At 65.4% G+C, this 4,645-nt stretch carries 6 protein-coding genes and 1 pseudogene; all 7 read right to left on the bottom strand.

All coding sequences use genetic code 11. The features are described 5' to 3' along the window. Positions 1-538: hypothetical protein (locus tag KBA48_RS32545; protein ID WP_292912821.1), on the bottom strand; the 538-nt coding region annotated here is incomplete at its 3' end. A 4-nt stretch (positions 539-542) separates the two neighbouring features. Further along, positions 543-1,424 (bottom strand): ABC transporter ATP-binding protein, encoded by an 882-nt coding sequence (locus KBA48_RS32540; protein WP_292912820.1) that lies wholly within the window; start codon positions 1,422-1,424, stop codon positions 543-545. 15 nt (positions 1,425-1,439) lie between these two features. Continuing rightward, positions 1,440-2,018 (bottom strand): hypothetical protein, encoded by a 579-nt coding sequence (locus KBA48_RS32535; protein ID WP_292912819.1) that lies wholly within the window; start codon positions 2,016-2,018, stop codon positions 1,440-1,442. 122 nt (positions 2,019-2,140) lie between these two features. Beyond that, positions 2,141-3,043 (bottom strand): ATP-binding cassette domain-containing protein, encoded by a 903-nt coding sequence (locus KBA48_RS32530; RefSeq protein ID WP_292912818.1) that lies wholly within the window; start codon positions 3,041-3,043, stop codon positions 2,141-2,143. After that, complete coding sequence (locus KBA48_RS32525) at positions 3,043-3,435, bottom strand: GntR family transcriptional regulator (protein ID WP_292912817.1); 393 nt, start codon at positions 3,433-3,435, stop codon at positions 3,043-3,045. The genes KBA48_RS32530 and KBA48_RS32525 overlap by 1 nt, the downstream gene beginning before the upstream one ends. A gap of 150 nt (positions 3,436-3,585) precedes the next feature. After that, positions 3,586-4,443, bottom strand: coding sequence for an alpha/beta hydrolase (locus tag KBA48_RS32520; protein ID WP_292912816.1), 858 nt, complete (start codon positions 4,441-4,443; stop codon positions 3,586-3,588). A 17-nt stretch (positions 4,444-4,460) separates the two neighbouring features. Next, positions 4,461-4,645, bottom strand: a pseudogene (locus KBA48_RS32515) (glycosyltransferase); the annotation flags it as partial.

Here is a 4,645-nt window from a genome sequence, read left to right as displayed (position 1 = left end):
ACCGTGTAGCCAGGGCCGCCGCCCCGATGAGCGCGCCGACGATCAGCATGTTCGCCATGGCAATGGCAAATAACGCATAGAGCCAGGGTGCCGCGGAAAATGGCAGGAGGTGCGCGTCATCGACACCGGGCAGGACCAGACCGGCCAGGGCACCGGCCAGACCCGCCAGGATGGTGACCAGGGCCAGCACCATGCCCCCCGCGAAGCGTCCGCCGGCATAGGCGGCGGGTGGGATGGGCTGCGTATGGAAAAGAGGCACCATCCTGCGTTCCCGGTCGCGCATTACCGCCCCGGCGACCAGTGCCATGGCCGGAAAGACAGAGAACAGGCTCAATGTCAGCGCGTTCTGGATGATGGCCAGGGCGGAATTATATTCCAGACCGGCTGCATCCTTGGCGGCACCCAGCCCGATATCGATGCCCCATTTGCGCGTGGCACAGAAATGGATAAAGGCTGTGATCACGGTCAGACCCGCGAACAGGGCTGAGCGCGCCTGGAACCGAATCTCGAATACGAAGATGTCGAGGAAGGCGCGCATGGGTTTACTCCGCCTGGATAGGGATGCCATGGTCGATCAGGGTCTTGAAATAGACATCCTCCAGCGTGGGTGCTGCCGCCGTGAAACCGGCCGGTGCCTGCGCCGCCAGGACCCGCACCTCCGTGCGGCCCGCGAAGCGGCGGGTCGTGATGACCTGATGGCCCGCGCCCGGATGGCCGGCCCCACCCTTGTCGACGATACCGCTCCACAGGTTTCCTTGAAGTTCCGCCGTCAGCTCGCGCGGGTCGCCCGACTTCAGGATACGGCCGTCGGCCATGATGGCGACGCGGGGGCACAGGGCTGCGACATCCTCCACGATATGCGTGGACAGGATCACGACCACATCCTCCCCCACTTCCGACAGCAGGTTCTGGAACCGGCGGCGCTCCACCGGGTCAAGTCCCGCCGTGGGTTCATCCACGATCAGCAGGTCCGGATTGCCCAACAAGGCCTGGGCGATGCCAAAACGTTGCCGCATGCCGCCGGAGAAAGTGTCGACGCTGCGCGTCCGCGCCTCCCACAGGTTTGTGCGCACCAGCAATTCATCGACGATGGCGCGGTTCGCCGCACCATGGATACCCTTCAGGGCCGCGAAATGGCGCAGCATTGCCTGGGCCGATATCCTTGGATAGGTGCCGAATTCCTGCGGCAGATATCCAAGGCGCCGCTGCAGGGCCATGCGGTCCTTGAACGCGTCGATGCCATCGAACCGGATCGTGCCGGTATCGGCATCCTGCAGGGTGGCGATCGTGCGCATCAGCGTCGATTTTCCGGCGCCATTGGGGCCGAGCAGCCCGAACAGGCCCCGGGGAATGTCGATGTCGATGCCATCAAGCGCGCGCACGCCTCCGGCATAGGTCTTGAACAGACCCGTGATGGTCAACATGGGGATGGCTCCCGTTTAGAGCGTCAGGATGAAGCCCGCCTGGGTTGCCGCCGCAAGCAGCGCGGTGATCCCAAAGGCAAGCCGCGCCGCGCCTTCTCTGCGCGGCACATAGTGCAGCCACAAGACCAGGATGCTGCCCACCGCGACAATGGCTGCCAGAACAGGGACCATCGGCCACAGGACCTGTTCATCTAACTGATCAGGCGACTGGCCGGCCAGCGTCAACATCACCGACAGCACAATCGCGTTCAACACCGCCACCGCCAATCCCAGGACACCAGCGTCAAGCAACCGTGTTGTCAGGGCGGCCATGGCGATGATCGGCAATGCCATGATGACCGCCCTGCCATGGTCATCAAGGAGCCGCGGCAAAAGGGCGCCGGGCCCGACACCCGCGATCACATCATGCAGAAGGTCGGCGACCATCGACGGCAGCAGCAGAGAGGCGGTCAGGAAGCCCAGCTTCCCGACCAGCAGCGTGACGGGCGTGATGGGCCGTGTCCGCCAGTCGAGCCGGAGACCCGACGGCGCATCCAGTTGAATGGCCGCGACGATCAGGAAGATATTCGCCCCGATGGAAAGCGTTTCCACCAATCGGCCTGCCGGTCCCGGCAGTCCTGCCCGCAGGAGGAACAGGGCGGCGCAAACCAGCATGAGCGGCCAGAGCAACCGCATATCCTTGATAAAAATCGCCCGCATGGCGATGAACGGTCTGGTCATTGCCCGGTCTCCCCCCGTTGCGCCCGTATCAAGGGCACGGCGATGTCCCGCAATGCCAGGGGGCGAATGTCCAGCCCACCGATTTCGATGCCGCAGTCCGCCAGTTGCTGCCGAAGGACCGCCTCCGACACGAAGCCGCTATCGATGAAACCCAGCGTGCGGCCGGTACGGGTCGCTGTCAGCCAGCTTTCCGGCAGAGTGGCCGGCAGGTCCCACATCTCGCCCACCTGGACGCGCACATCGCGCATTCGGGCGGCAAGCGTGCCGGTTTCCTCCTGAAACAACAGGCGGCCATCGGCCATGAAGGCGACATGGGTGGCGAAACGGTCGATGTCCGTGATCTCCTGCGTTGCCATCAGGATCGTGGTGTCGCCCGCCCGGTCGATCAGGATGTCCAGCACCTGTTCCCGGACATCCTGGTCAAGCCCGCCCAGCGGCTCGTCGAGAATGAGCAGGGTCGGACGGAAAGCCAGCGCCGTGGCAAGTCTCAGCGTCATGCTGGCGCCATGGGACAGAAGGTCGATGCGCTGTCCCCCCGGCAAACCGAAATGCCGGCGAAGGTGCTGCTCCAACGCCCCGTCCCATCGCTCATAAAGCGGGCGGAGATAGTCGAAATAGGCCGAGACACTCAGCCGGCCCGGCAATATCTGGCTTTCCGCAGCATAGCCGATCCTCTGGAAATCCTCCGGCCCCAGGCATCGGCTGTCACGGCCGAACAATCGGGCCCCGCCCTTCGATGGGCGCAGTATATTCAGCAGCAGCCGCAGCAAGCTGGTCTTGCCGGCGCCATTGGCCCCCAGGAGGACCATGGCGGCGCCCATGGGCACCTGCAGGCCGACGTCGCGAACCACCTCGCGTCCGGCGAACATATGCGACAGGGCTGTTGTCTCCACGATCATCAGCGGACCTCCGTCTTGTCCAGTGCCGCCCATCGCTCCACGATCACGCGCTGCAGATCCTCCAGAGAAATCCCGGCACTCCGGGCATCGACGACCAGGGCATCGACCTTGTCGTTCAACAGCCCCCACCGGTCGCCCCCGGCCGGGGCAACGCGGTGCGCAACAATGGTCCCGATACCTGGATGCACCTCAAGCCATCCCTCCCGGATAAGGGCCTGTACCGCCTTGTGCGCCGTATTGGGGTGGATGCGCAGGTCTGCCGCCAGGGCGCGCACCGATGGAAAGGCGTCCCCTGGCAACATCTGCCCGCTGACGAACGCCCGGGTCGCGGCAAACACGACCTGATCGACGATGGGCTGGCCCGGTTGGAATTCTATTCGAAAGGGTGTCATATGCACAATGTGACACATGTGACACCTGAGTCAAGAGATGAAATGTGGTGCCGGCGGCCGTCGGAAACCCGGATATTGTTCGATCTGGTTCCCCTCATGACCATGGGCTTCGCTGCCCTGGTGAAGGCGTAACAGCCGGCCTGAGCCGGGTCAGCCGCCGGACGGCGGCAGCCATCCGGGAAGGGACTTGAACTCCGCCCGGCGGCTTAGTTCCGGCCAGATAGTGGCCCACCCGCCGCCATGATCCTGATCGGGAATATCCAGCACGCGGACGGGGGCGCTCGGCGGCAGCCGGTCCGTAAAGGCGCGCAGGATGTCGCGGCCGACGGTGGTATCACGACCGCCACTGATATGGATCTGCGGCAAGGCCGCCAATGCCGCCGCCGCTGCGGCTGGATTCAACGACCGGGTCAACGGGGCCAGATCATGGGCGCGCACCCAACTGTCCAGGTCCAGATTGGCGGCCACGGTAACCAGGGCGACAACGTCGTCGCGGCGTTCGGCCAGCAGGGCGGCAAGGGCACCGCCCCCGGAATAGCCGACCAGCACCAGCCGGCCCGCGCCCGCGTCCCGTTTCAGTTGATCCAGCGCCATGCCTGTACTGTCCACCACTTCCGGCGCCCATCGCGCATCGGTCCAATAGGCGGGATCGCAGGGGCGGCGCACGGCGGTATATTGGCAGGGCCGGGCCAGCCAGGCGGCAGGTCCATCGCCCGGATGCGCCAAGGCCAGACGCAGGGCCACGGGATCGACGGGCGTGGGGTCCTGTGCCGGCTGGGTGGCGCTGCGATAGGCGAAACCGTCGCCTTCGATATAGATGACCAGGGGGGCTGTGTCGGCAACGGAAACCCGCGCCGGGCGGGTGGCGGCGGCCAACTCAAAGGGACCGGCGGGGATGGTGCGCCATTGCCAGCCGCCGGCGGCGGCCAGATCCGGCCCATGCTGTTGCCGGCCCTGGATGGCACAGGCCGCCAGCAGCAGACACAGGCCCATCCCCAACCTGGCCATCCTGTGCCCGCGTTTGTTCATGAGCGTTTGCCTGTTGGTGCGGCTTTGCGGAGGTCGGCCAGGGCTTTGGCCATGGTCTGTACCAGCCCCGTCCAGTCGCCCCAGGATGGCTGCCGAAACAGGCGTACCGATGGGTACCAGGGTGTGTCGTGGCGGTTCAGCAGCCAGCGCCAGTCGGGCAAGTAGGGCAGCATCACCCAGG

The organism is Niveispirillum sp., assembly GCF_017996735.1.
Classification (GTDB): domain Bacteria; phylum Pseudomonadota; class Alphaproteobacteria; order Azospirillales; family Azospirillaceae; genus Niveispirillum.
This window is presented reverse-complemented; position numbering and strand designations above follow the sequence as displayed.

Bases quoted from the DNA above. Each gene is read 5' to 3' on its own strand.
- KBA48_RS32540 (WP_292912820.1), bottom strand. From the start codon at position 1,424: ATGTTGACCATCACGGGTCTGTTCAAGACCTATGCCGGAGGCGTGCGC.
- KBA48_RS32530 (WP_292912818.1), bottom strand. From the start codon at position 3,043: ATGATCGTGGAGACAACAGCCCTGTCGCATATGTTCGCCGGACGCGAG.
- KBA48_RS32525 (WP_292912817.1), bottom strand. From the start codon at position 3,435: ATGACACCCTTTCGAATAGAATTCCAACCGGGCCAGCCCATCGTCGAT.
- KBA48_RS32520 (WP_292912816.1), bottom strand. From the start codon at position 4,443: ATGGCCAGGTTGGGGATGGGCCTGTGTCTGCTGCTGGCGGCCTGTGCC.